This is a genomic window from Ruegeria sp. HKCCA6707, assembly GCF_013033515.1.
In the GTDB taxonomy this organism is placed as follows: domain Bacteria; phylum Pseudomonadota; class Alphaproteobacteria; order Rhodobacterales; family Rhodobacteraceae; genus Ruegeria.
Genome location: NZ_WQEG01000012.1, coordinates 61214 through 85809, shown reverse-complemented (window position 1 = coordinate 85809; position 24596 = coordinate 61214). Strand labels below are relative to the sequence as shown.

Annotated in this window: 28 protein-coding genes; 15 read left to right on the top strand and 13 right to left on the bottom strand. The window is 57.2% G+C overall.

Translation table 11 applies throughout. The annotated features are described in order from the left end of the window. Positions 1 to 169: 169 nt before the first annotated feature. Both GOW40_RS20065 and GOW40_RS20060 read right to left on the bottom strand, forming a co-directional pair. Complete coding sequence (locus tag GOW40_RS20065; protein ID WP_171102843.1) at positions 170 to 760, bottom strand: hypothetical protein; 591 nt, start codon at positions 758 to 760, stop codon at positions 170 to 172. Positions 761 to 857: 97 nt separating this feature from the next. Continuing rightward, complete coding sequence (locus tag GOW40_RS20060) at positions 858 to 3206, bottom strand: DNA topoisomerase IV subunit A (RefSeq protein ID WP_171130516.1); 2349 nt, start codon at positions 3204 to 3206, stop codon at positions 858 to 860. Positions 3207 to 3405: 199 nt separating this feature from the next. Here GOW40_RS20060 and GOW40_RS20055 point away from each other — a divergent pair, with 199 nt between their 5' ends. From GOW40_RS20055 to GOW40_RS20025, 7 genes are all read left to right on the top strand, one after another. Next, positions 3406 to 4032, top strand: a complete 627-nt coding sequence (locus tag GOW40_RS20055; RefSeq protein WP_254444525.1) for an SH3 domain-containing protein — start codon at positions 3406 to 3408, stop codon at positions 4030 to 4032. A 68-nt stretch (positions 4033 to 4100) separates the two neighbouring features. Continuing rightward, positions 4101 to 4928, top strand: a complete 828-nt coding sequence (locus tag GOW40_RS20050; RefSeq protein ID WP_171130518.1) for an SDR family NAD(P)-dependent oxidoreductase — start codon at positions 4101 to 4103, stop codon at positions 4926 to 4928. A gap of 77 nt (positions 4929 to 5005) precedes the next feature. Further along, complete coding sequence (locus tag GOW40_RS20045; protein ID WP_171102837.1) at positions 5006 to 5206, top strand: twin transmembrane helix small protein; 201 nt, start codon at positions 5006 to 5008, stop codon at positions 5204 to 5206. A 3-nt stretch (positions 5207 to 5209) separates the two neighbouring features. Next, complete coding sequence (locus GOW40_RS20040; RefSeq protein ID WP_171130520.1) at positions 5210 to 5782, top strand: cob(I)yrinic acid a,c-diamide adenosyltransferase; 573 nt, start codon at positions 5210 to 5212, stop codon at positions 5780 to 5782. Then, the gene (locus GOW40_RS20035; protein WP_171130522.1) at positions 5758 to 6522 is read left to right on the top strand and encodes a hypothetical protein; all 765 of its coding nucleotides are present in this window, start codon (positions 5758 to 5760) and stop codon (positions 6520 to 6522) included. Before GOW40_RS20040 ends, GOW40_RS20035 begins: the two co-directional genes overlap by 25 nt. A 196-nt stretch (positions 6523 to 6718) precedes the next feature. Further along, on the top strand, positions 6719 to 7477 hold the full coding sequence (locus GOW40_RS20030; RefSeq protein ID WP_171102831.1) for an electron transfer flavoprotein subunit beta/FixA family protein: 759 nt from the start codon (positions 6719 to 6721) through the stop codon (positions 7475 to 7477). Further along, positions 7477 to 8406 carry an electron transfer flavoprotein subunit alpha/FixB family protein gene (locus GOW40_RS20025; RefSeq protein WP_171136767.1) on the top strand — a complete coding sequence of 310 codons (930 nt, stop codon included), beginning with the start codon at positions 7477 to 7479 and terminating at the stop codon, positions 8404 to 8406. The genes GOW40_RS20030 and GOW40_RS20025 overlap by 1 nt, the downstream gene beginning before the upstream one ends. A 49-nt stretch (positions 8407 to 8455) precedes the next feature. Here the strand turns inward: GOW40_RS20025 and GOW40_RS20020 are convergent, their stop codons facing one another. Further along, on the bottom strand, positions 8456 to 9256 hold the full coding sequence (locus tag GOW40_RS20020; RefSeq protein ID WP_254444524.1) for a DUF6473 family protein: 801 nt from the start codon (positions 9254 to 9256) through the stop codon (positions 8456 to 8458). Between the two features lie 161 nt (positions 9257 to 9417). Here GOW40_RS20020 and GOW40_RS20015 point away from each other — a divergent pair, with 161 nt between their 5' ends. Further along, complete coding sequence (locus GOW40_RS20015; protein ID WP_171130526.1) at positions 9418 to 10293, top strand: 3-hydroxybutyryl-CoA dehydrogenase; 876 nt, start codon at positions 9418 to 9420, stop codon at positions 10291 to 10293. 45 nt (positions 10294 to 10338) lie between these two features. Here GOW40_RS20015 and GOW40_RS20010 read toward each other — a convergent pair whose 3' ends face one another. From GOW40_RS20010 to GOW40_RS19980, 7 genes are read right to left on the bottom strand one after another with little or no spacing between them, the layout of a single operon-like run. Then, positions 10339 to 11238, bottom strand: coding sequence for a lysophospholipid acyltransferase family protein (locus GOW40_RS20010; protein ID WP_171130528.1), 900 nt, complete (start codon positions 11236 to 11238; stop codon positions 10339 to 10341). Between the two features lie 44 nt (positions 11239 to 11282). Continuing rightward, positions 11283 to 11552: an HPr family phosphocarrier protein gene (locus tag GOW40_RS20005; protein ID WP_171102823.1), complete on the bottom strand. Its 270-nt coding sequence runs from the start codon at positions 11550 to 11552 to the stop codon at positions 11283 to 11285. 15 nt (positions 11553 to 11567) lie between these two features. After that, a complete protein-coding gene (locus GOW40_RS20000) occupies positions 11568 to 11960 on the bottom strand; it encodes a PTS sugar transporter subunit IIA (RefSeq protein WP_171102821.1) in 393 nt (130 codons plus the stop codon). Beyond that, positions 11957 to 12850: an RNase adapter RapZ gene (rapZ, locus tag GOW40_RS19995; protein WP_171130531.1), complete on the bottom strand. Its 894-nt coding sequence runs from the start codon at positions 12848 to 12850 to the stop codon at positions 11957 to 11959. Before rapZ ends, GOW40_RS20000 begins: the two co-directional genes overlap by 4 nt. Beyond that, positions 12835 to 13305 (bottom strand): HPr kinase/phosphorylase, encoded by a 471-nt coding sequence (locus GOW40_RS19990; protein WP_171130533.1) that lies wholly within the window; start codon positions 13303 to 13305, stop codon positions 12835 to 12837. Before GOW40_RS19990 ends, rapZ begins: the two co-directional genes overlap by 16 nt. 3 nt (positions 13306 to 13308) lie before the next feature. Then, the gene (locus tag GOW40_RS19985; RefSeq protein WP_171102814.1) at positions 13309 to 15027 is read right to left on the bottom strand and encodes a sensor histidine kinase; all 1719 of its coding nucleotides are present in this window, start codon (positions 15025 to 15027) and stop codon (positions 13309 to 13311) included. A gap of 33 nt (positions 15028 to 15060) precedes the next feature. Next, a complete protein-coding gene (locus GOW40_RS19980) occupies positions 15061 to 15765 on the bottom strand; it encodes a response regulator transcription factor (RefSeq protein ID WP_171102812.1) in 705 nt (234 codons plus the stop codon). Positions 15766 to 16110: 345 nt separating this feature from the next. Here GOW40_RS19980 and GOW40_RS19975 point away from each other — a divergent pair, with 345 nt between their 5' ends. From GOW40_RS19975 to GOW40_RS19965, 3 genes are all read left to right on the top strand, one after another. Further along, positions 16111 to 17709, top strand: coding sequence for a phosphoenolpyruvate carboxykinase (locus tag GOW40_RS19975; RefSeq protein ID WP_171102810.1), 1599 nt, complete (start codon positions 16111 to 16113; stop codon positions 17707 to 17709). Between the two features lie 336 nt (positions 17710 to 18045). After that, complete coding sequence (locus GOW40_RS19970; protein WP_171102808.1) at positions 18046 to 18336, top strand: hypothetical protein; 291 nt, start codon at positions 18046 to 18048, stop codon at positions 18334 to 18336. 28 nt (positions 18337 to 18364) lie between these two features. After that, positions 18365 to 18907, top strand: a complete 543-nt coding sequence (locus GOW40_RS19965; RefSeq protein ID WP_171130535.1) for a hypothetical protein — start codon at positions 18365 to 18367, stop codon at positions 18905 to 18907. Here the strand turns inward: GOW40_RS19965 and GOW40_RS19960 are convergent. Then, positions 18904 to 19668 (bottom strand): sulfite exporter TauE/SafE family protein, encoded by a 765-nt coding sequence (locus tag GOW40_RS19960; RefSeq protein WP_171130537.1) that lies wholly within the window; start codon positions 19666 to 19668, stop codon positions 18904 to 18906. The genes GOW40_RS19965 and GOW40_RS19960 overlap by 4 nt on opposite strands. 143 nt (positions 19669 to 19811) lie before the next feature. On the opposite strand from GOW40_RS19960, the gene GOW40_RS19955 reads away from it, so the two are divergent. From GOW40_RS19955 to GOW40_RS19945, 3 genes are all read left to right on the top strand, one after another. Next, complete coding sequence (locus tag GOW40_RS19955; RefSeq protein WP_171130539.1) at positions 19812 to 21503, top strand: acyl-CoA dehydrogenase family protein; 1692 nt, start codon at positions 19812 to 19814, stop codon at positions 21501 to 21503. Positions 21504 to 21699: 196 nt separating this feature from the next. Beyond that, the gene (locus GOW40_RS19950) at positions 21700 to 22254 is read left to right on the top strand and encodes a hypothetical protein (protein WP_171130542.1); all 555 of its coding nucleotides are present in this window, start codon (positions 21700 to 21702) and stop codon (positions 22252 to 22254) included. 41 nt (positions 22255 to 22295) lie between these two features. Continuing rightward, complete coding sequence (locus GOW40_RS19945; protein WP_171130543.1) at positions 22296 to 22688, top strand: META domain-containing protein; 393 nt, start codon at positions 22296 to 22298, stop codon at positions 22686 to 22688. Here the strand turns inward: GOW40_RS19945 and recO are convergent. Further along, on the bottom strand, positions 22672 to 23397 hold the full coding sequence (gene recO, locus GOW40_RS19940) for a DNA repair protein RecO (RefSeq protein ID WP_171130545.1): 726 nt from the start codon (positions 23395 to 23397) through the stop codon (positions 22672 to 22674). The genes GOW40_RS19945 and recO overlap by 17 nt on opposite strands. A 47-nt stretch (positions 23398 to 23444) precedes the next feature. Further along, complete coding sequence (locus GOW40_RS19935; RefSeq protein WP_171102796.1) at positions 23445 to 24032, bottom strand: YrbL family protein; 588 nt, start codon at positions 24030 to 24032, stop codon at positions 23445 to 23447. A gap of 174 nt (positions 24033 to 24206) precedes the next feature. Here GOW40_RS19935 and GOW40_RS19930 point away from each other — a divergent pair, with 174 nt between their 5' ends. Continuing rightward, positions 24207 to 24596 (top strand): VOC family protein, encoded by a 390-nt coding sequence (locus GOW40_RS19930; protein WP_171102794.1) that lies wholly within the window; start codon positions 24207 to 24209, stop codon positions 24594 to 24596.

Sequence of the window (24596 nt, the reverse complement as noted above, 5' to 3'; positions counted from 1 at the left end):
CAATCGTGCCAATGTTGACGTGCGGTTTTGTACGCTCAAACTTTTCCTTTGCCATTCCTCAGGCGCCCTTTTGCGTTTTGGGGACCTTTGGTCCCGTAGGTTACATCTGCGCGCGCGGGATATTTGGTTCAAAGGCGAAAATCAAGCACATCCTGCGGGAAATCGACGGTTACGCCGGATTTTGCGTAACCTCGGAGGATTCGAGCGGCTGGATCAAGTCAGGGCGTCTTTTGAACCACCCGTTTTCAAGATGTTCTTCGGCCAGCCATTCCTCGACGCGGTCCGCAACCTTCAGGGCCAGACCGTTCATCTGTTCTTCACGTGAGCGGGAATGGCCGGACCCGGCAAAAACGCTTTCGCCGGTTGTGTCCTCAAGCACCTGGAACTGCTTGCCCTTGGCCACGAACTCTTCCTTGCCGACGTCATAGACATTCACCAGAACAATTGCCGTGCTTTTGGGATTGTAGATCACCGGGATCCCCGGAGGTGCCAGCATATAACCTTCGAGGCTGATGCCGATGTCGTATTCCTGCGCGCCCTCATAACGCCCCAGGCGCACATCCACCGCGTTTTGAATCGCGGCGGTCCACTCATCGGGCGTTGCATCGCGCGAGACAGGCCCCTGTACCGCGTTGTCTGCAAAGGCATAGTTCACACGCAAGTTGAACTCGCCCAATTCTTCGGGGTCTTCATAAAGCTGCGTCTGAGCGCAGGCACCCAAAAGGGCCAGTCCGGTCATCAGGGTCAGAATGCGTCGCATGATCATGTCTCGATAGGCCTGTTTTTATTGGGTTTACCCTACCGATACGGCCTGTGCCAAGCCGTATCAGCAGAAAACCACCACTCAGGGGCTGCGCTCACGAAAATTTATAATCGCGTGGGAACCCATAGGGCGGCTTTTTGCCAACGCTGGCGCGTTTAGCCAGCCATTGGGACATATCCGCCTCGTGCCGCGTCTTATCGCCGCCCATCGACCATCTGAGGCCGTCTTCCCAGTTGAATGTGGTGATGTCGGACAAGCCGCCATCCAATTCCAGCGTACCCTGACGCCCGCGTGCCATATTGTACTTTTGCAAGCGCACCCCTTTGCCGCGCGTCATTTCGGGCAGGTCTTCGGTCGGGAACACCAGGAACTTGCCGTTCTGAGACACCACCGCCACGTGATCACCGACAACCGGTTTACAGATCATGGCGGTCTCGTCTTCCTTGACGTTCAGCACCTGCTTGCCGTTCCGCGTTTGCGCCAGCACGTCATCTTCGGGCACCATGAAACCATTGCCCGCATCCGAGGCCACCAGCAGTTTGCGCCCTGGCTTGTGGATCAGGATATCGATGATCTGCGCCTCATTGGGCAAGTCGACCATCAGGCGCAGCGGTTCCCCCATGCCCCGGCCGCCGGGAAGGTTGGCCGCGCTGACCGTGTAAAAACGGCCGTTGGACGCAAATACCAGCAACCTGTCAGTGGTTTCGGCATGGAAGATAAAGCGCGGCCCGTCGCCATCCTTGAACTTCAGCTCGCGGGTCAGATCGATATGGCCGGTCATGGCGCGGATCCAGCCCATCTGCGAACAGACCACCGTGATCGGTTCCTTGTCGATCATCGCCTCCAGCGGAACCTCTTCAACCTGACCGGCCTCGGCGAACCGGGTGCGACGTGCGCCACCTTCGTAGTCTTTGCCAAAGGTTTTCTTGGTCTCTTTCAGCTGCTCGGCGATACTGGCCCATTGCAGGGCCGGATCGGCCAGCAGGTCTTCCAGGTTCGCACGCTCTTTCATCAATTCGTCGCGTTCACGCACCAGCTCCATCTCTTCCAGACGGCGCAAACTGCGAAGGCGCATGTTGAGGATTGCGTCGACTTGAACCTCGGACAGCTCGCCTTCGCCAGGTTTTGGCGAGACGTAATCCGCTTCGCTGGTGGCGCGGACGTGGTCAATGCCCCAATCCTCGCGCATTAATGCGGCTTTGGGGTCATCGTCATAGCGGATGATGTCGATCACACGGTCGAGGTTCAAGAAGGCGACGATAAAGCCCTCCAAGACCTCTAACCGGTGATCAATCTTGCCCAGACGGTGACGCGAGCGGCGCAGCAGCACCTCTTGCCGGTGGTCGAGGAAAGCGCGCAGCACTTCCTTCATCGAGCAGACCTTGGGCGTGACCCCGTCGATCAGCACGTTCATGTTCAGGCTGAACCGGACCTCAAGGTCCGAGTTGCGATAGAGCATGCCCATCAACACTTCGGGATCCACGTTCTTGGAGCGTGGTTCCAGAATCAAACGGATGTCATCGGCGGATTCGTCGCGCACATCGGCGAGGATCGGAATTTTCTTGGTCTGGATCAGTTCTGCGATCTTTTCGATCAGCTTGGATTTCTGAACCTGATAGGGGATTTCGGTAACGACGATTTGCCACTGGCCACGCCCCAGATCCTCAACTTCGAACTTACAGCGCAGGCGGAACGAACCGCGCCCCGTGCGATAGGCTTGTGCGATGTTCTCGGGCGGTTCGACAATGACGCCACCGGTCGGGAAATCGGGTCCGGGCACATAGTTCAACAGCGTGTCGTCGCGCGCATCCGGGGTTTTGATCAGATGCAGGCAAGCGTCGCACAGCTCTGAAATATTATGCGGAGGGATATTGGTCGCCATCCCCACGGCGATGCCGCTGGCGCCATTGGCCAGCAGATTGGGAAATTGCGCGGGCAGCACGACCGGTTCGGTCAGGGTACCGTCGTAATTGTCGCGGAAATCAACAGCGTCTTCGTTCAGCCCCTCAAGCAGCGCCTCGGCTACGATTGTCATTCGCGCCTCGGTGTATCGCGAGGCCGCCGGGTTATCACCGTCGATATTGCCGAAATTCCCTTGCCCGTCGACCAGCGGATAGCGCACGTTGAAATCCTGCGCCAAACGCGCCATCGCGTCGTAAATTGCGGCATCACCATGTGGGTGATAGTTGCCCATCACGTCGCCTGAAATCTTGGCGGACTTACGGAAGCCCCCCGTCGCGCTGAGTCGCAATTCGCGCATCGCATAGAGGATTCGCCGGTGCACTGGCTTCAACCCGTCCCGCGCATCCGGCAGGGCGCGGTGCATGATGGTGGACAGCGCATAGGTCAGATACCGCTCACCTATGGCGCGGCGCAGCGGTTCGGCTACTTCGCCCCCGTTCTCAGGGGCCTCCATGTTGGGGTCGTCGATCGTGTCGTTCATACATGATGTGGTACAACGCAAGCGCGCGCGGGTAAAGCAATCGCGGCATTTTTTGCTGGGGACAAGTCAGGCTTTTTGCAACAGGGGTAGCCAACCCTCGGATTTCCCCCATTTTTCGACAGAAACCCGCTTCTATGATATCATCTTCGCATTAGATGCTGCCTGCTTAATCTGCTGTCGATTACCTGGGGGAAGCGCCATGCCGCGCCTTATTCTGTTGACCTTTGCCGCTTTGGCTTGGTGTTTCTATGTCATGAGCGATGGCCCGAATTTCGAGCCGCGCAGCAAAGCTTTGGTGGCCCCCGAACGCGTGGCCGAAACGCCGGCCCCGAAACCTGCGCCAAAACCCATACGCCAACCGCAGGCCGAACAATTGGTGACCAATGTTGCTGCCCGCACGGCCCCGCTGCGCCAGACAGCGGAACCTGTGGTCATTTTCGAAGCGGATGAAACTGATCAAGCGACTGCAGACAGCGCGTCGTTGCCGCAGCTTTCCGGTTTCGCCACTCCAAACGCGAACCTCACGCTCGCATCTCTGGAAGAGGGCGCCGCTGGACTGCGCGAGCGCGCGCAGCCGTCTGATACAATCGTGGAAGACACACCGGTGACGACAGAACCGGTCAAAGACTGGCGCGAAGTCACGGGCACGCGCGTTAACATGCGGGACGGTCCCGGAACGATCTATCCGGTGATCACCAAATTGTCGATCGGACAGAAGGCCGAAGTTTTGGGCGACTCGGGTACGGGATGGTTGCGCGTCCGCGTGTTGCCGCAGCAACAGATCGGATGGGTTTCTTCTTCGCTTTTGGGTAAAACCTCGAATTAACACCGTCGGTCATTGCCCCCACCCTACCCCGGCAATAGCTTTGGGGCGGATCAAGGTTCGGACAGGCAATGCAAAAATCCATACTTATTACCGGCTGCTCCTCGGGGATCGGCTTGGACGCGGCTCTTGGAATGCGCGAGCGAGGTTGGCGCGTCTTCGCGTCATGCAGACAGCAACGGGATTGCGACCGCATGCGCGCGCAGGGCTTCGACAGCCCGCGTATTGACTATACCGACACAACCAGCATGACCGAAGGACTGGCCCAAGTGCTTGAGGCCACAGGCGGCACCTTGGACGCTTTGTTCAACAACGGCGCGCACGGTTTGCCCGGCGCTCTTGAAGATGTACCCACAGACGGCCTTCGCCAGATATTCGAAGCCAATGTGTTTGGATGGCACGAGCTGACCCGGCAGGTCATCCCGGTCATGCGCGCGCAGGGGCACGGGCGAATCGTGCAGAACTCATCCGTGCTGGGTCTGGTGGCCTTTCCCTGGCGCGGGGCTTATGTGGCCACGAAATACGCCATTGAAGGGTTGTCAGACACGCTGCGGTTGGAGCTGGGTGATACCGACATAAAGGTCATTCTGATCGAACCCGGCCCCATCACCTCAAAAATCCGCGAAAACTCGATCCCGATGTTTGAACGGTTTGTCGATTGGAAAAGCTCGGCCATCCGCGACCGGTATGAGCGCAAACTGCTGAACCGGCTGTACGAATCCTCAGGACCGGACCGGTTCGAACTGCCTGCCTCGGCGGTGACCAAAAAGCTGGCACACGCGGTGGAATCCAAACGCCCCCGACCGCGCTACTATGTGACCACCCCTACCTATATCGCCGGGTATTTGCGCCGAATGCTGCCGACGCGGGCCATTGATCGCATCCTGTCCGACATCTGAGGCGAAATTACCCGTTCGCTTTTTGACCGAGCAAGGCTAGATGATGAGCAAAGAAACAGAATGTGGACGGGACTGATATGGACCTCTTGATGGTCGTACTCTTGCTGGCGATGGCTGCCGTGGTTGTTGTGTTGGTGATCGGTATCGCCAATTTCGGCAAGGCAGGCAAAAACGCTGCGGTCAAAAGCAACAAGATGATGCAGCTTCGCATCCTGTTTCAGTTCATTGCCGTGATGCTGATCGTGCTCTACGTCTACCTGCGCGGAACAGGAGGGTAAGCGGTGGTTGTTCTCAACAAAATCTACACGCGCACCGGCGACGACGGCAAAACCGCTTTGGGCAATGGCGAACGGGTTGCCAAATATTCGGGCCGAGTGGCCGCCTATGGTACCGTGGATGAGTTGAACTCATTCGTTGGCGTGGCCCGGACAGAGGCCGAGGGCGAAACCGATGCGGCGCTGGCCCGCATTCAGAATGATCTCTTTGATCTGGGCGCTGATTTCTGTCGTCCGGATATGGAAAAGGACGCCGAGGCCGATTACCCGCCGCTTCGCATCGCGCCTGCTCAGATTGACCGGCTTGAGGCCGAGATTGACGCGATGAACGCGGATCTTGAGCCCTTGCGCAGCTTTATCCTGCCCGGAGGATCGCGTCTGGCAGCCCATTTGCATGTCTGCCGCACTGTGTCTCGCCGCGCCGAACGTCTGGCGGTTGAACTGACTAATATGGAGCCGGTCAACGAAGTAGCGGTGAAATACCTGAACCGGCTGAGCGACTGGTTTTTCGTGGCGGCACGCTGCGCGAACAACGATGGCAAAGACGACGTTCTATGGGTTCCGGGCGCAAACCGCTGACACCCGCGATGGCGGCATGCATCGAAGACGCCTATACCGTTTTCAAGCGGCCCAAACCCACAGCTTTGGAAGTCTGCGAACAGTGTTGCATGTATCCCGAGATCGAGGCCGATTTCTTTACGCCAGATATTCGCGCGCTTCCGCTGCACTACGTCAATGACTGGTTCTTCGCGGCCTCTGATCCGCAAGTTTCACTTGCCCTGTCGCGCTATCTGTTGCCACGCGTGATCGAGCTTTTAGCGCAAGGACACGAGGTTGCAAACGTTGGCATTGAAGTTAGCTTGATGCGCTTTGCCACCGGTTTGCCCGACCGCTGGACACCGCCGGAAGTCGATGTAATCACTCGGTTCACTCTGCTGTTTCTGGACAGTCACAAGCCGGGTGGGCGCAATGCGCAAGACTGCTATCTGGATGACATCCTGTGTATGTTCGCCAGCGCTGGCCACGACCCCGACCCGATGCTGCGACACCTTTGGCAATGGGACGATGCCGATCTGTTCGGCCGTCTGGCCCAAGACTGGAATATCTCGGGCGGGTTTCCAAGCATTTGGTCGACCGCCTTCTGGCCCGAGAATGAATGGAGCCTGCCCGGTCAGGCCGACCGCGCCAGGCAGGTCGCAGAGTGGTATCGCAGCCCCGAGATGATGGAACGCGCCGAACAGGCGATGGCGCGCGCATCGTTAGATAGCGATCTCAACCGTCATGCAACCTGGGTTCTGGATGCTCTGACCATCTGTTGAACCCCAACCATCAGGCGGGCGCCCTGCCCGCTGTTCGTCGGTTTTTTCTGAAAGAACACATGGAACGCGACGTCTCGTGATGAAAACGTGACGATTTTGCCCTGTCTTCGCACTGCGTGAAGCGCTATTCAGTCCAGCGAGAGCATTGGTGGAGTCGCGACGCGGCTTGCCGTTTTTGTAAGGAGTAAACGCAAAAATGAAGGTACTTGTGCCTGTCAAGCGCGTGATCGACTACAACGTGAAGGTTCGCGTCAAAGCGGACGGAAGCGGTGTTGATCTCGCCAATGTCAAAATGTCGATGAACCCGTTCGACGAAATTGCCGTCGAAGAGGCGATCCGCCTGAAAGAAGCAGGCAAGGCCGACGAAGTTGTTGCTGTTTCGATCGGTGTAAAGCAGGCGCAGGAAACCCTGCGTACCGCATTGGCCATGGGTGCTGACCGCGCGATTCTGGTCGTGGCCGCTGATGACGTACACACCGATATCGAACCTCTGGCCGTCGCAAAGATCCTGGCCAAAGTGGTCGAGGAAGAGCAGCCGGGCATTGTTCTGGCGGGCAAACAGGCGATCGACAATGACATGAACGCCACCGGCCAGATGCTGTCGGCCCTGCTGGGTTGGAGCCAGGCGACTTTTGCATCTGAGGTGGATATCGAAGGCGATAGCGCCAAGATCACCCGCGAGGTTGATGGCGGTTTGCAGACCATCAGCGTCAAGATGCCGACCATCGTGACCGTTGATCTGCGCCTGAACGAGCCGCGCTATGCGTCGCTGCCCAACATCATGAAGGCCAAGAAAAAGCCGTTGGATGAGAAAACCGCCGCCGATTACGGCGTCGACGTCACCCCGCGTCTGGAAGTGGTCAAAACCGAAGAGCCGCCAGCGCGCGCCGCTGGTATCATCGTGGGCTCTGTCGACGAGCTGGTCGAGAAACTCAAAGAAGCGGGGGCTGTGTAATGGCTGTACTTCTGCTTGCCGAAGTCAACAATGGTGAACTGGCGCTGGACGCCACAGCCAAGGCTGTCAACGCTGCAAAAGCTCTGGGTGATGTGACCGTTCTGGCCGCAGGTGGCTCGGCCGCCGCTGCCGGTGAGGCCGCCGCCAAGATCGACGGTGTGGCCAAGGTGTTGGTGGCCGAAGATGCATCGCTGGGTCATCGCCTGGCGGAATCGACCGCTGCGCTGATCGTATCGCTGGCCGATGGGTATGAGCATATCGTGGCCCCTGCGACCACAGACGCCAAGAACGTGATGCCGCGCGTGGCAGCCCTGCTGGACGTGATGGTGATCTCGGATGCATCCGGCGTGGTGGACGGGTCGACCTTTGAGCGTCCGATCTATGCGGGCAACGCGATCCAGACGGTGAAGTCGAACGACGCCAAGAAAGTTGTCACCTTGCGGACTGCAAGCTTTGACGCGGCTGGCGAAGGCGGCTCTGCCCCGGTTGAGACCGTTTCGGTTCCCGGCTCCGAAGGCCTGTCTGAATGGGTTGAAGACAAAGTGGCCGAAAGCGACCGCCCCGAGCTGACCTCGGCCGGTGTTGTTGTGTCCGGTGGACGTGGTGTCGGCTCGGAAGAGGATTTCGCGCTGATCGAAAAACTGGCTGACAAGCTGGGCGCTGCCGTCGGTGCGTCCCGCGCGGCGGTCGACTCGGGGTATGCCCCGAACGACTGGCAGGTGGGTCAGACCGGTAAGGTTGTTGCCCCGGACCTCTATGTCGCCGTCGGTATCTCGGGTGCGATCCAGCACTTGGCCGGTATGAAAGACAGCAAGGTCATCGTCGCGATCAACAAGGACGAAGAGGCACCGATCTTCCAGGTTGCCGATTTCGGATTGGTTGCAGACCTGTTTGCAGCCGTACCGGAACTCACCGAAAAACTGGGTTAAGCCTAAGCCCATGATTTTTGGGAAAGGCCCGTCTTTGGCGGGCCTTTTTTCATCCCTGACTGTTGATTGACCAAGTCAATGCCTCGGCAATATGCCGATGAGCTGCCGGGCCCAGCATGTGTTCCGCTATCGGTTGTTGCAACGTACCAAACAGCATGTCTTCCAACTCATCGGATTCGCCTGACACCTGTACGGGAACAGTAACGATATCTTGAGTACGATGCTGTAGCGCCTGCACCATGGACGTTTCGATCGGTGCGCAGTCAAATGCACCGCGGTTGATCTGTAACCACAGCAGAATGGTCGGAGTCTCTATCTGGTCAAGAATTTGGTTCATACTCTGCAGCCATTGCTGCTGCAGTTCTTGCGTAATTTTCTCGAAACGGGCTTCAGAAACCGACCGCAATCGCTGTAGCAGATGCTGAACGAAATGCACCTCTGTGAAATCCACTTCGGGAAATAGCGCAACCAGCTCAGCCGTTGGCGCGAGAAACCGGTCGTTTCGACGGACATGTACGCGGTAGAACCTGTTTGACTGGCTGACCGCCGAGGGCAGCTGAACAACGCAAAGACCAGCACCATTGGCCAGATCGATCAGACCGCTATCATGGACCATCGCGTCGATACCGCAAAACAGACTGCCGAAATTCACGCATCGCCGTGTGAGCCGGTCTTCGAGTACTGCCGGAAACGGCGCCTCAACAAATCGGCCAAATGTTTCGTCGCCCCCGATGCAGGCAATGTATCCTTGCTCCAAAGGCTGTTTTGGCCCACGAAACGCAAGACCTGAGGTGCCGTACCGGCACACAACATCCGTGGGACCGCCCACGCTGATAGCTTGGTAGCTCATATCACTCACCCATTTTTCACCCGGTCGCCATCTTGCAGCCCCAAGTCTTTAGAAACCGCTAACGCGCGCAATTTACGCAGCTTAGAGTGGCCTCAGCCCCTTGCCGCCCGGACGGAACTGCCGATAATGTCCGGCATATTCAGCGAGCAGAGGCTTAAGCCATGGAAATCAAATCTGTAGGAGTGATCGGCGCCGGTCAGATGGGCAACGGAATTGCGCATGTGTTGGCTCTGGCAGACTATGATGTATTGCTGAATGACATCAGCCAAGATGCGCTGAATGCCGCAATTTCGACGATCGAGGCAAACTTGTCGCGTCAAGCGTCGCGTGGAAAGATCACCGAAGAGGCGGTTTCTGGGGCGTTGAAGCGAATCAGAACCACCCTGAGCCTGCCGGACCTGGGGCAAACCGATCTGGTGATCGAGGCCGCCACCGAAAGGGAAACGGTCAAACAGGCGATTTTCGAAGATCTGCAACCACATCTGCAGCCGCATACGATTCTGACGTCTAACACCTCGTCGATCTCGATCACCCGGCTGGCCAGCCGTACGGATCGGCCGGAAAAGTTCATGGGCTTCCACTTTATGAACCCGGTGCCGGTGATGCAGCTGGTGGAATTGATCCGCGGGATTGCAACGGATGAAGAAACGTTTTCGGCCTGTAAAACCGTCGTGGACAAGCTGGGCAAAACCGCGGCCAGTGCCGAGGATTTCCCTGCGTTTATTGTTAACCGCATCCTGATGCCGATGATCAACGAGGCGGTTTATACGCTCTATGAAGGTGTGGGCAGCGTTCAGTCCATTGACCAGTCGATGAAACTGGGGGCCAACCATCCGATGGGGCCGTTGGAACTGGCGGATTTCATCGGGCTGGACACCTGCCTTGCGATCATGAATGTGCTGCATGACGGGCTGGCCGACACCAAATATCGACCCTGTCCGCTGCTTACGAAATATGTCGAGGCCGGATGGCTGGGACGCAAGACGCAACGGGGTTTCTATGACTACCGAGGCGACGTACCTGTCCCCACGCGGTGAACAAAACAGCACCTTCAGGAGGTTTGCGCGACCTGAAGTAGCGGATCAATCCTTGCCAGCTTTGCCCAAAGACAAAGTGTGATTTCTGAGCCAGCCCATAAAGCCGCGCGGGTCACGCTCGAGCAATTCCATATCCTGATCGGAAATCGGGTCGCCGATGACCGGGGATTGAGGCTTGTTGCAGGACCGAACGATCTCGTGCAGCAGCAATCCCTGACGCAGGATCGGTGAAAGACGATTGGCGATCTGATACCAGCGCGAGTTGCTTCCCGGAAAGAAAATAGGCACGACACGTGCGCCCGAACGGCGGATCATTTTCGCTGTGAACACATTCCATTCGCGTTCGATAGCGGGGCCGAACCAGTCGTCGGACGACATCACCACACCGGACGGGAACAGAGCTACAACACCGCCCTCTTTCAGATGGTCCATCGCTTTGCCGCGCATCTCAAGCATTTTGGCCTGCGCCTCGGGGTCGTGGGGAAACGGGACTGGAATCATGAACGACGTCGCAGCCTCATCCAGGCCGGTCAGGACCGAGCGTGTCAGGATGCGATAGTCGCTGCGGACCCTGCCGATCAACTCGGCCAGGATCATCCCGTCAACCATGCCATGCGGGTGGTTGGCGACAACCACCACCGGGCCCTCTTTCGGAATGCGCGCAATCTGCTCCTGTGGGGTGGTCAGATCGATCCCCATGGTGTTGAGCGCGCCACCCCAGAATTTCTGGCCGCGGTAGTGTTCGTTGCTTTTTTCGAACTTGTTGACCATGCGCAAAATGGTCAGCTTGCCAGTACACCATTCGATGGCGCGAATGGCCGTCGCCGTCCAAGCGTCATCAAAGGAATTTGCGTAGGTCAGCGTTCTACGGTCATAGACTTCGCCCACTTCCGCAGTTTGATCCACGACGGGTGCCGTCTTGCTATGGTGCGTGGTTTCCGCCAATTCCTGGTCTTCCCATCCCTCAGTTTGGCAGCGAAATTTCTGCTTCAGAACCCTTCACCAAACTTGTCGTTCACCAAAGTCTCTAACGCGTCTGCCAACGCCTCAGCATCCGGTCCGGACGTCTCGACGTCAATAGTCGTTCCGCGCGATGCTGCCAACATCAAAAGGCCCATTATACTGTCTCCAGACGCAGAAAGACCGTCTTTCGACACCTCGGCATTGGCATCGAACCCTTCTACCACTTCGACCAATTTTGCTGATGCGCGCGCGTGCAGGCCCTTTTCATTTATTATTTTCAGTCTTTTAGTCGTCATTAAAGTCAGTCCAAATCACTCTAACGTCACATTTTGCGCATTTATATATTTGCGTCCAGCTTCCAATGCGCCCCGCACCGCATCAGCCAGTGGCAGGTGGCGGCTTTTGGCCAATTTGATCAGCATGGGGAGATTCGCACCATATAGGATGCGTCGATCCTGCGGGGCGCAGGCGCGCAAGCTCAGATTCGATGGGCTGCCGCCAAAAAGATCAGTGACGACGACGACCCCGTCACCAGCATCTACGGCGTCGGCCGCGCGACAGATTTCGGCTTGTTTTTCCTCACGGTCATGGTCCGCCTCGATCGAGATGGCGACCAGCCCGGGCTGTTTACCCACCACATGCTGAGTGGCTGCCAGATATTCCTTTGCCAACCCACCATGCGCAACAATTACGATCCCGATCAATCCGGCCTCACATTCAACGATCGACGCTCCATTTCGCGATGCCTTATTGACACCTGCTGACCCGCTTCTGCAAGGGTCTTTGCAACAGCTTCGGCCACGGCGACCGAGCGGTGTTGCCCACCGGTGCATCCAAAAGCTATGGACAAATGCGCCTTGCCTTCGGCCCGAAAGGCAGGAAGCAAAACGATCAGCAGGTCAACGACCCGGTCAAAGAACGCGTCATAGTTTCCATCTGACTGAACATAGGCTGCAACATCTGCATTTCGACCATCCTCGGCGCGCAATTCCGGTCGCCAGTAAGGATTGGCCAGAAACCGGCAATCAAACACCATGTCGAGCCCGCGCGGCAACCCGCGTTTATACGAGAAAGACTCGACTGACACAGCCAAGTGTCGACCACCTTGAGGCGCGAACCACAGCTCAACCTCTTCACGTAGCTGGTGAACGTTCAGCGCGCTGGTGTCGATCAAACTGTCGGCGATTTCCCGGATCGGCAACAGCAGTTCCTTTTCCTGCTGAATCCCTGTTTCGGGGCTTGCACCTTGGGCAAAGGGATGGCGGCGGCGGGTTTCCGAATATCTCCGCAACAGGACATCGTCATTGCAATCCAGATACAACACGGTCAGGTCGACCTGCGCCATGCGGCCAAGCTTGGCGGCCAACTCGATGAACCCAATGGTCGAAAAATCCCGATTGCGCGCGTCGATGCCCAACGCCATCGGGCCCGAGGGGTCGGCGCCGTCCAACAAACGGGTCAAAAGCCCCATGGGCAGGTTGTCGATCGCCTCAAAGCCGAGATCTTCAAGCACATGAATAGCCGTGGAGCGCCCGGCCCCGGACGGGCCGGTAACCAACACGATACGCTGCTGTGTTGTCACTTGCTCGGCCATTGCGGATCCACACGCCCTTTCTTTGCCAATTGCATGAGTGCTGCCGGCAAGTTGGGCAAGCCGTGCGCGCGAAGCAAGGGAACAGATTGCCCCAGCACAGAAACTTGAACAGGATCGGGCAGGCGCGCGGGCTCTGTTTGATCAAGGTCGATGACATAGGTGATCGGCACAGCCTCGGACGCTACAGCCTGCAATAACCCGATTCCCCGCGCCTCGATCAGGCCGCGTAATCGCGTCGGGGCCACCGCCATCACGGCATCAGCTTGCAGCCAAAGATCAACGCGATCATCCGCAACCAACTGCGCGCCCAGTGCCATCATCTGCAGCGCAAGCGTTGATTTGCCCGAACCGGACGCACCAATCAGCAACAGCCCCTTACCGCCCACAGAAACACAAGTCGCGTGGATACAGGCCTGATCCAGACCTGCTGTTTCGGATAGGGTCGTGACCGTCATGCGTTAGATGGGAAGACCCACCACGAACCGGGCCCCCAATGGGTCCGAAGTGACATCGGCTTCGGTTGGGCGAATGTTTTCAGCCCAGATCACGCCGCCATGGGCTTCGACGATCTGTTTAGAAATTGCTAATCCGAGGCCTGAATTGTTGCCAAAATGCTCTTCCGGGCGTTGCGAATAGAACCGTTTGAATACCTTGGTGAGCGCCTGATCGGGAATCCCAGGGCCAGTGTCCTCGACAACCACAAGGACCCGGTTGTCGCGCTGGCGCACCCAGACACGGATAGCATCATTTTCGGTGCAGAAGGAAATCGCGTTGGTGATCAGGTTTACGAAAACCTGCGCCAGACGTGCCTCAAGCCCGTTGATGACAATCGGACCTTTCGGCATGTCGGTGATATAGTCGATCCCCTTCGAGCGCGCGTCTTCACCCAGGAACTGACCGATATTGTTTAGCAGGTTGAGTAGATCAAAGGGCTGTTCAGCTTCTTTGACAAGTTCGGCATCCAGACGCGACGCATTCGAAATGTCACTGACAAGCCGGTCAAGGCGACGCACGTCATGTTCGATCACACCCAGCAGTTTTTCGCGCTGATCATCGCGTTTGACCATGCGCAGCGTACCCACCGCCGATTGCAAACTGGCCAGAGGGTTCTTGATCTCATGCGCGACGTCAGCGGCGAACTGTTCGTTGGCGTCGATCCTGTTGTAAAGCGCGCCAACCATTCCGCGCAGCGCGCGGCTGAGCCGTCCGATCTCATCGGGTCGCGCGCCGAGATCGGGAATGCGGATCCGTCCCGGGTTCACCCCTGATCCGCGGTCTTTCCCCATTTCGGCGGCTGCCGCCAGATCAGCCAGCGGATTGGCGATGGTCGAGGCCAGGATCAGGCTAAGACCAATCGAGACCAACAGAGCCACAACGAACATCTGCAAGATACGCTCTTGCTGCTGGCGCGCCAGCGCGTCGATCTCACCCGCAGGACCGGCCATGGCAACCGCGCCAACCGGAACCGCATCAAGGTTGATAGGGGCTGCGGCGACGATCACGGTCTCTCCGTGTTCGTCTTTGACGGCCTGCACCTGAATCTCGCCATTCAAAGCGCCGGGTACAATCTGCTGCACCTGTTGCGCCAGAGTCGGCGCCGAATCGGCATCGTAATTACTGAAAATCGCGGACACACCCCGCCAGACGGCGGTCAACGCGTCACTGATCAGAGTGCGCGCGCTCCCAGCATCGCTGTCCGAGCGCATGAGAACGGGCAAATCGATATCTACCGAAGCGCCGCGCGTCCATCCGACCAGAGTACCGGTGCTGTCATACACAAAGACCTCACCCCCTTCGGGCAGGGTCAAACCTGACAGCGTGTCGCGCACGTCCAATGCGGTTGCTTCACCATTGCTTGTGCGACCCGGTTGACGCAGTTGCGTTTCAAACACGTTGCTCACAAGTTGGGCGTCGCCAATCAGGTTGCTGGCGGTTTGTTGCACTCTTTCGGTTCGAGAGTCGTCAAGATACAGCAACCCACCAACCAAGATCACAAGCGCGATCAGGTTGAGCGTGATAATCCGGCGTGCAAGCGGCGAACTGCGCAGCGAAAACAAATTCCGCCGCGAACGTTTCTCGCGCAGTTCAGAAAAATCGGGATCCTGGGGAATGACCCAATCATCCCCAAGAACGACATCGCCGTCCTGCAGTTCTTGTTCCCTATCCGTATCACGCACGAAGATCAGTTATCCCACCAAGATCCGCAGATCTTATTCTTCATTATATCGATACCCGATACCGTAAAGCGTTTCGATGGCTGAAAACTCTGGATCAGCCGCGCGCATCTTCTTGCGCAGGCGCTTGATGTGGCTATCGATGGTGCGGTCGTCCACATAGACCTGATCGTCATAGGCCACATCCATCAACTGATCGCGGCTTTTGACGAATCCCGGTCGTTGTGCGAGCGCCTGCAGCAGAAGAAACTCGGTCACGGTCAACGAAACATCGTTGCCTTTCCAACTGACAGCGTGGCGCAGCGGATCCATGCGCAGCTCGCCCCGCTCCATCACCTTGGTATCGCCGGTGGTGGTGCCTGCCGCATCCCCATCCGTTGCTTCCTGACGGCGCAACAAAGCGCGAATACGTTCAACCAGCAGACGCTGTGAGAACGGCTTCTTGACATAATCGTCGGCGCCCATCCGCAGACCCAAAACCTCATCGATCTCATCGTCTTTGGAGGTCAGGAAAATCACCGGCATCTGGGTTTTCTGGCGCAGTCGCTGCAACAGATCCATACCGTCCATGCGGGGCATCTTGATATCCAGAACCGCCATATCGGGCAGCTTCTTGTTGAACGCATCAAGCGCCGCTTGACCGTCATTATAGGTTTCGACCTCAAAGCCTTCCGCTTCGAGCGTCATGGAAACGGACGTCAGGATGTTCCTATCGTCGTCCACCAGTGCAATTTTTGACATCGGGTTTGCCCCTGTTCCTGCTCAATCACGCAATAATGCGCTTATTGTACGCATTTCTGGCGTTTTTAAGGCCGCGAATCAATCCGTATCTGAGAATCGTGCGTTTGTTGTCACACAGATGCGGCAAAAAAGCCTTAACCGGGCCCAGAAACACCTTCGATTTTCCGACAGGAAAAATTGGTTGCGCTAAACCTGAACTTGGTTGCGCTAACTACACCAAACCCTTCTGTTCATGCCCTAAAATGCCATGGTAAGACCCGCTCACCCGCCGGGTACTCCCGGCAAAATACCCAATGTGCGTAGCCGGCAAACACGCCCGGGGCGCCGCCATAGGAGAAGAGTGACATGACATCTGGACGGGTTAACCCGCAATTCCGGCTCGAAGATCAAGGCATCGAGGGTCTGGGCAATGTCTATTACAACTTCATGGAACCGGCGCTGATCGAAGAAGCCCTGAAACGCGATGAAGGAACCCTTGGCCAGGGTGGCGCGTTTCTTGTGACCACCGGCAAATTCACCGGTCGGTCACCTAAAGACAAGCATGTGGTCAAGACCGACAGCGTTGCAGACAGTATCTGGTGGGAAAATAACGCGGCCATGAGCCCGGAAGGGTTTGATGCCCTTCATCAGGATATGCTCGCGCACATGAAAGGCCGCGACTATTTCGTTCAGGATCTCGTTGGTGGTGCTGACCCGACCTATTCGATCAATGTGCGTATGGTCACCGAACTGGCCTGGCACAATCTGTTTATCCGGCACCTGCTGCGCCGTCCGGATCGTGAAGATCTGGATGATTTCGTCGCAGATTTCACCATCATCAACTGCCCCAGCTTTCAGGCAGACCCCAAGAAACACGATTGCCAAAGCGAAACAGTGATCGCGCTGAACTTTGATCGCAAGCTGATCCTGATTGGCGGCACAGAATATGCGGGTGAGAACAAGAAATCCGTCTTTACACTGCTGAACTACATGCTGCCCGAGAAAGGCGTGATGCCGATGCACTGTTCGGCAAACCACGCGGTTGGCAATCCGGTTGATACGGCGGTTTTCTTTGGCCTGTCCGGCACCGGTAAGACGACTCTGTCAGCAGACCCCGCCCGCATTTTGATTGGCGATGACGAACATGGCTGGTCGGATCGTGGCACCTTCAACTTCGAAGGTGGCTGCTATGCCAAGACCATCAATCTGAGTGCCGAAGCCGAACCCGAGATCTATGCGACCACCAGCAAGTTCGGGACTGTGATCGAAAACATGGTCTTTGACCCAGAAACCAAGGAACTGGATTTCGATGACGACTCCCTGACAGCCAACATGCGCTGTGCCTACCCGCTGGAATATATCTCGAACGCCTCGTCCAGCGCGCTTGGCGGGCATCCGAAAAACATCATCATGTTGACCTGTGATGCCTTTGGTGTGCTGCCGCCCATCGCGCGTCTGACCCCGGCGCAAGCGATGTATCACTTCCTTTCCGGTTTCACCTCCAAGGTGGCAGGCACCGAACGTGGCGTGACCGAGCCGCAGCCCACGTTCTCAACCTGTTTCGGTGCCCCCTTCATGCCGCGCCGTCCCGAAGCCTATGGCAATCTGTTGCGCAACAAGATCGCTCAGCACGGCGCCACATGTTGGCTGGTAAATACCGGCTGGACCGGAGGCGCCTATGGAATTGGCAGCCGGATGCCGATCAAAGCCACCCGCGCCCTGTTGACGGCAGCACTTGAAGGATCGCTGCGGGATGCAGAATTCCGCAAAGATGCGAATTTCGGCTTTGATGTTCCGGTCTCGGTTCCAGGCGTCCCCGAGGTGCTTTTGGACCCGCGTCGCACATGGGATGATCAAGCTGCATTCGACAAACAGGCCGAAAAGCTGGTGCATATGTTTGCCGAAAACTTTGAGCAGTATGTCCCGTTCATCGACGAAGACATAAAGGCCGTCGCAATCGGCTAGTCGGGAAAGGGGCCTCTTGGCCCCTTTCCTTCTTTCCGGTGTGCAATATGTTTCCGCCGGACAACACAACCCATCACGTTGACGCGAACCGGTTCAGATCGCGTTGCGAGGCTGGTTGGCCATAGTCTAAGACTGAGACCATTGCAGCGACGGCACAAGGCGCGTATATGCCCGAGCCGTCGTTCAACCTTGGCTGGCCTTTGCGCGCTCACTCACACCTGCGCTAATGGCTGACCAGATTTTGTAATGGACAGGAAAATGGGGGTGAGTGTTGGTTTCGGCGTTTTGGTAACGCGCCGCCAATCATGGACCGGCACTGAACAACACAGGAATATGATGACAGAAATCTCGAAACTTGCTGAACTTCGCAAACTCATGCAAAGCATGGAGCGTACTCTGGGGCTGGAAGAACTCTCTCCGGTGGAAAAAGACATCTATTATGCCGCCGAAGAGCTGTCGAAGTCACAGCAAGAGGTTCGCACCTTTGGGCTGATTGAGCATACTTTGGTTCAGAGCGTATCGCGCCCGACCTTTTTTCGCGCTTTGAAGTCTCTGGTTCAAAAGGGTTACCTCTCGCAAAGTGGTAATGCGAACCGCGGGCGCTATGTGGTCAATGCACCGCGGTAACAGATGAACAACAATTTGGCTGACCTTTGTGCGTGACTGGATTTCTGAAACCTTAATCGCCTCGTCGGCCTATGTTCTTGCTTCCATCTTCACCTTCGAGGTGTTGATGCCTTTGCAGAACATGTTCTTTCCGCAGTATCCAAGCTATGCCAGCTTGCTGTTCCTACCCCACGGCGTACGGGTCCTTGCGGCGTGGTTGTTGGGGTGGCGCGCGATCTTTTCGCTGCTGCCCGGGGTATTCTTGGTGTTCGTCATGGTCGGCGGTTGGAGCGTGTTTCTGCCCAGCCGACTGTTGGCGATCGTCGTGGCGGTCACGACGGTGCCTGCGGTGTTCTATGCGTTCAAATGGATGGGGTGGGATCTGTTTCCAAAGCCAGATCGACGCCCTTGCTGGTCCTGTGTGATGGGCGTTGGCGTAATTACATCCGTTCTGGTCGCAATCCTGACCAACGCAGCCTTTGGCAGTGCCCGAGTGGAATATATTGCCTTTCTCATCGGCGATATCTCGGGTTTGTTCTTCCTGATGCTTGGTCTCTATTTTGCCTTTCGGTTTTGGGACAGGCGGGCCTAGCCCAAAAGCGCACGGCGCAGCAGGTTCAACCCGGCGATTAGCAACACCAACAGCGTCAGCTTTCTGAATTGGGTCTGGTCGATGCGGGTTTGAACTGCCAGGCCGCACATCATCCCGGCGATGGCCGGGGGCACAAGCGTGGCCGAGAACAGCGCCGTTTCGGTACGCAGGATACCCGACCCCAGATGCGCGACGACCAGAGCCACGGCGCCAAGGCCATAAATCACCCCTTGGATCCGCATTTGTTCAGCCTTGGGCGTGTTCAGAGCCGTCAGGTACGATACCGTCGGCGGCCCCCAAACACCCGAAAACCCGCCAACAAATCCCGCAAGCCCACCAATCAGCGCCTCGATGCGCAGCGACGGGTTTTGCAGCACCAGTTTCACGCCCAAAAGCTGGATCAGGGCGAAAAAAGACACCGGCAGCCCGATCATCAACAAAAGCGCCTGTGGGGACATCACACTGACCAGTTGCGCGCTGACCAAAAGGCAGAGCAAGCCGATGCTCAAAAACACCCGGAACCGACGGATCGACGAGAGCGCCGCGACCGGCCCTTCGCGGAGCGCTTGAACGCCGTTTGTCACAAGTGTCGGCAGGATCAATCCGGCCAAGGCCAAATCCGGCGGCAACATGATGCTAAGCCCTGAAATAAGTACCATCGGCATGGCAAACCCGACCATGCCCTTGATCCATCCCGCGACAAACGCCACTAGAAATGCCAAATACAGATCCTGCGGAGACATAAGTGAAAACAAAGTCATGCCCCTACATAGCACCCAGATTTTTCTCTGCACTGCAAAATTCATCGCGTAACTTTTGAACTTTTTTGCGTCAAATAAAGTATTTTTGTTGCGCTGCATGTGCAGCATGATATGACCGGACAACCCAGAGAAGGACGTGATTCATGCCTCATGACGGACAGGATGTGACCACCATGACCCCCGCAGCCGTGTTGCCCGAGCTTCTGACACTCACCCGTGCTGCTTTGCCCGCGGTTCAGACTGTCTATGACCTCGCGCGGGAATCTGTCCGTGAAATGGTTGTGCAAGATGGGCGTGTGTCGGGCGGCTTGATCGAGGCAAACCAGACCGCAGCACATGGTCTGGCCTGGTTGGCCACATATCACCAGTCCTTGCAACAGATGCAGCGCTGGGCCGAGGCCCTGGACGCTGAAGGCAAATTTGCTGAGCTGGAACAACTCTTGCACCAGATCGCTTTTGGCGAGTACCTGCATCAGATCGCTGGCGGAATTCCGATGAACCAGGGTGAAGTTATTCGCCTGCAGGATATGGGTCTGGGTTGGGACGCTTTATCTGGTTTCCAATGCATCGAGGTTCAGACATTGATGGCGCAGGCCAACTCGCAACCCGCGCGCAGCCGGTTGGTTGCGTTGATGCAGGATCAGGCGGGCGCGACCATGTTCGGTGCTTCCGGGTTGGACGATGAACTGGAAATGATCCGCGACCAGTTCCGCCGCTATGCACAGGAAAAGGTCGAACCGAACGCGCATGAATGGCACCTAAAAGACGAGTTGATCCCAATCGAGATCATCGAGGAGCTGGCCGAGATGGGCGTCTTTGGCCTGACCATCCCCGAAGAATTCGGCGGTTTCGGCCTGTCCAAAGCCTCAATGTGCGTGGTGTCGGAAGAACTATCGCGCGGCTATATCGGCGTGGGATCGCTGGGCACCCGCTCCGAGATCGCGGCTGAGTTGATTCTGGCCGGCGGCACAGATGAGCAGAAGGCAAACTGGCTGCCAAAGCTGGCCAGCGCCGAGATTCTGCCAACAGCAGTATTCACCGAACCCAATACCGGCTCGGATCTGGGCAGCCTGCGCACCCGCGCCGTCAAGGATGACAACGGCGATTATCAGATCACCGGTAACAAGACTTGGATCACCCATGCGGCCCGCACCCATGTGATGACCTTGCTGGCCCGCACAAACCCCGACACCAGCGATCATCGCGGGTTGTCGATGTTTTTGGCGGAAAAGACGCCAGGCACGGATGAGAACCCCTTTCCCACCCCTGGCATGACAGGTGGTGAGATCGAAGTTCTGGGCTACCGCGGCATGAAGGAATACGAACTGGGCTTTGACGGATTCCACGTGAAGGGCGAAAACCTGCTGGGTGGCGAAGAAGGCAAAGGCTTCAAACAGCTGATGGAGACTTTCGAATCCGCCCGCATCCAGACCGCCGCGCGCGCAATTGGCGTAGCCCAAAGCGCGCTGGATATCGCGATGCAATACGCGCAGGACCGCAAGCAGTTCGGCAAATCCCTGATCAACTTCCCCCGCGTTTCAGGCAAGCTGGCCATGATGGCGGTCGAGATCATGATTGCCCGGCAACTGACCTATTTCTCGGCCTGGGAAAAAGACAACGGCCATCGCTGTGACCTTGAGGCCGGAATGGCCAAGCTGTTGGGGGCCCGGGTGGCCTGGGCTGCTGCTGACAATGGGCTGCAGATCCATGGTGGCAACGGGTTCGCGCTGGAGTACAAGATTAGCCGCGTGCTGTGTGACGCGCGTATTCTGAACATCTTTGAAGGCGCCGCCGAAATTCAGGCTCAAGTCATTGCGCGACGGCTGCTGGGCTGACGCCCGGTTGTCATCGCGGTTTCCCCACCTGACCCGGCTTCAAGCAGCCGGGTCTTTTTTGGTCAAATTGATCACGCTCTGCAACGGATCGGCCTCGATCCGCCAATTCTGAAACTTTCCCCTAGGAAGACCGGCGCAACGCGACTACTGCACCCAACGAACACGCTTTGACCGAACAGCAGACGAACCAAGAAACATGACCAGACGCCTCTTCGCCCTGTGCCTGACATTTGTCCTCCTCGCTCTCGGAGGGTGTGCCACGACCTACCCCACGGCCAGCCAGACCGACATCGATGCTTTGGCCGCCGAAATCCGCAATCTGGGCCCCAATGTCGACCCTGCCGAGGCGCAGCGCGCCGCCACAATCTCATACGAGTATTCTCAGCGACTGGCGCGAGAGTGGCAGGTGACGGATTCTGCGCTCGTGCACAATGCAAAAATCGCCAACGGGTTTCGCGAAAAAGGTCTGTGCAACGACTGGGCGCAGGCGATGACAGGACGTCTCAACCAGGAAGGCTTTCGAACTCTTGACCTGCATTGGGTGACCTCGCCTCCGACCTCTTGGCGCATCATTCACCATTCAGCCGCCATCAGTGCCAAAGGCGCGACCATGAAAGACAGCATCATCCTTGACCCGTGGCGAAACAGCGGTGCCTTGTACTGGGCTCCGATTCAGGCAGATACGCGATACAACTGGCGACCCCGGCTTGAAGTGCGCGACGAACTTTTGAGCGGGGAAATCGCTTTTTGAGGGTGGTTTCGGCTGATGTAGGGACGCGCTAAGATCACGTGATGACCCGTTTGATCCTGACCCTGCCCTTTGTCGCCCTGTTACAGTGTGACAAGGACGAAACCGTCACAGCCTATGGCGCAGCAGACCGCAGTTGGTCTCTGCAGGAGATTGACGGTCAGCCCTACGCAGCAAGCGCTATCTTGAGCTTTCCAGCAGAGGGCAAGATTGCCGGCAACGCGCCTTGCAACAGCTATTCTGGCACGTTGGACGCCCCTTACCCCTGGTTCGAGATCAAAGACCTGTCCGCGACCCGCGCCGCCTGTGCGGGGCTAGAGGCCGAAGGGACCTTTTTCGCGGCCCTACTTGCGATGACGCAGTCCGAAGTATCCGGCGATGTGCTGATCCTACGCAATGAAACAGGTCATGAGATGGTTTTCACAGCCGTCGAGTGAAATGGTCCACGAACCGCCCGCGCGCCTCGGGCAGAGGTGTATGGCCTAGTGACGGAGCGACGCGGTGGTGCAGAAAGTACCCGGTCGTCTCAAGGGCTTGCACGATCTCGGCATCCGGTGCCGAACCTTCTCCGCGCAGGCAAGGTGGTAGAGGCAGTAGCTTGTCCGCCCATTCCCCTGCTCCTTGAGCGCTTACTGCGCGCCCGGTCTTGGGGGACACAAAAACCAGCCCCTCGGTTGCGCCAGTCACGGCGCAAGACGTCAAATCCAGCCCAAAACCCATCGACTCGAGCAGGGTGCGTTCCCAGTGCATATAGGCCAACGGCCAGATCTCATCCTGGCCCAGCAAATCCATAAGCTGTTCGGTTTGTTTATAAAGCGCCTGATAGGCAGCGCGCTCGGGCAGACAGAATGACAATAGCGCCACCACCGCGTTCAAACCGGACAACGCCAACCGCCCGGAAAAGGCCGCAGCCGCCCGCGATCGCAAGGGTTCTACCTGAAACGTGCCCAGATGCTCCTCTAACCGCGCGCGCCACAGAACATCCAATTGCGCTCCGGGCTGAAGGATCGGCGCGATCTTGCGACTGGTCCCTCCACGCACAACACCCGCATGGCGGCCATGGTCTTCGGTAAAGACCTCGATAATCGCTGCCGTCTCACCATGACGGCGAGAGGTCAGAAGTATGCCGTGATCGCGCCAGTCCAACTGATCTTCAAGTCCAGAAACAAAGGCAGAAAACCTGATCGCACGCGTTATCGCAAGAGCCGTTTGCGACGGCGCATGGATTGGAACCGGAACGCCTGCGCATTGATCAAGGTCAGCGGCAGCAAAACACGCTCTCCCAACCCGTCGATCACCACAAGCTTTCCGTCACGCTCCTGAGCCCGCACGATATTTTGCAGCCCGATATCCCCAACAATAATGCGACCACGATCAAGGTCATCCAAAAGCTCGATCAGCTCTTGTTTCAGGGCATCGCGTTTTGGATCATCCTTTGGCGTTTCGTTGAACTCTTGCGCCAGCGTGCGCGCCATCTGCCCGTCCGGGCCTGTCATCTTCTCGACAGCAATAGCTGGCCCCCTGCTGGTCGCGGCATAGCCGAAAAACCCCGCAAGCCGCCAGATCTCGGGGCATCCCCGGTGCAGAGCGGCAAGGTACTCATTCGCCTCACGGCTCCATTGCCGGAGGTTGCCATACCGGTATTGCGAATACCGTTTGAACAGCCTTTTTTTCGGCTTATCCACGCGCACCTTCAACAAAACGCCGGCATGAACCGGGTGATCAAAGATCTCGTAATTCTGGCTTTTCTGAAGGGGGTGTGCATCGTTCAAATCAAGCATTCACAAAACTTACACATTCGGATTGCCGATAAAAAGAACCGCTCGGTCGTTTCCGATCACATATCAGTAATTTGGCCACAATGATGATGACCCGTCGCGTGTCGAAAAAAGAGTTGCGCGTTGCCTGGGTAATCCCTAATGTTCCCTTTACGTTCTTTTTCAGGGAATTCAAAAATGTCACTTAACTATGTCATGATCGGTTCTAACGATGTGCCCAAAGCGCGCGGGTATTACGATGCCGTTGTGTCGAAAATGGGCGGCAAGGTCATCGCCGAATACATGCCGCATGCGGTCTGTTATGAGCTGCGCGGCGGGGGTACCATCTGGGTTGCCACACCGTTCGACAAAGGTGAAGCAACTGTTGGCAATGGCACTATGGTTGGCCTTCTATGTCAAAGTCAGGACGAGGTGCGCGACGTGCATGCGGCGGCTCTGGCAAATGGTGGCACCAACGAAGGCGATCCGGGCGAACGCCCTGACTATGGTCCCAACTTCTTTGGTGCATATGCCCGCGATCCCGACGGCAACAAAATGAGCTTTGTGTATTTGGGTGAGAACGGCTGA